The 1,012-nt window shown below is 65.9% G+C and carries 1 protein-coding gene; it reads left to right on the top strand.

Annotated features, from left to right (window positions below):
• Positions 1 to 85: 85 nt before the first annotated feature.
• On the top strand, positions 86 to 475 hold the full coding sequence (locus ON20_RS25805; RefSeq protein WP_218002609.1) for a hypothetical protein: 390 nt from the start codon (positions 86 to 88) through the stop codon (positions 473 to 475).
• The last annotated feature ends 537 nt before the right edge of the window (positions 476 to 1,012 follow it).

The following is a 1,012-nucleotide window of genomic DNA, read 5'->3' as shown; positions in this document are numbered from 1 at the left end:
CGACGTTGTCACTATGAAGTTGTCACTATGACGACCCATCGACGCTTCACCGAAAGGGCGGCCCCCCATGCCCACGCTTCCGTGGATGACACTCAACCCACCCCCCGCACCAGAAGTGCAGTGCATGGCCTCCCGCCTAGAGGTCAAGTCACTTCTGCATGCCCCGGGGTTCTTGATTTCCTCACTGATCCTGTTGCGTCAGGCCCGCCGCTCACCGGGAATCCTCGGCGTCGCGCTGAAGGCGGAGATGCTGAAAGGAACCTTCTGGACCTACTCCGCCTGGACAGACAGGGCCGCCATCTACGCCTATGCGAGCGCCGAGCCGCATAAATCGACCATCACGCGCAAGCGAAAAGTCATGCGCGAGGCCACCTTCACGTTCTTCACCGCTCCGGCAGAGGAACTGCCCATGTCCTGGAACGAGGTCCGTGACCGAATCACCGAGAAACGCGCCTCGCAGGCTCCGAACCCCTGATCGGTCCGCCCACACCCCACCGACAGCGGAGTACGTCTGGGCGTGGACGGGGTCGAAGTCCGGGTCCACGGTGACGGTGCGGGAATCGACATCGACGTGTGCCCCCACTCGGTGGCGGATGTTCCCGGCCCCCCGACCCCGGCGGTACTGCGGCGCTGCCTGCCGCCAACGCGCACGCCGGAGTCGAGCGAGCCGACCGCCGAAAACCGTCACCTGAGCAAGGGTTACCGGCGGCCGGGACCGCTCCGGAGCGGAGAAAAAATACCCGCATGGATACCTTCCCGTCGTGACCGATTCGTGACCTATTCGGGACATGGGGGTAGGCGGCCCGGCCGCCCGGCGGGTAACGTCCCGACGTGCAACAGCCCCTGGCAGCGCGGGAAGGCACTGCCAGGGGCTGTCGTCCAGCCCTCTCCCGGCGGCACACACCCGGGCCGAGTCGCGCTATCACCGGATCCGGCGGATGCAATCCTCACGCCCCCACCCCGCCCGAGTCGTTTCTGGAGGCTGTCCATCATCGGGTCGGTGTTGATGCGC

Origin of the sequence: Nocardia brevicatena NBRC 12119 (assembly GCF_000308495.1) — a bacterium.
GTDB lineage: Bacteria > Actinomycetota > Actinomycetes > Mycobacteriales > Mycobacteriaceae > Nocardia > Nocardia brevicatena.
The sequence above is the reverse complement of the archived record's forward strand: the minus strand, read 5'-3'. Positions and strand labels throughout refer to the sequence as shown.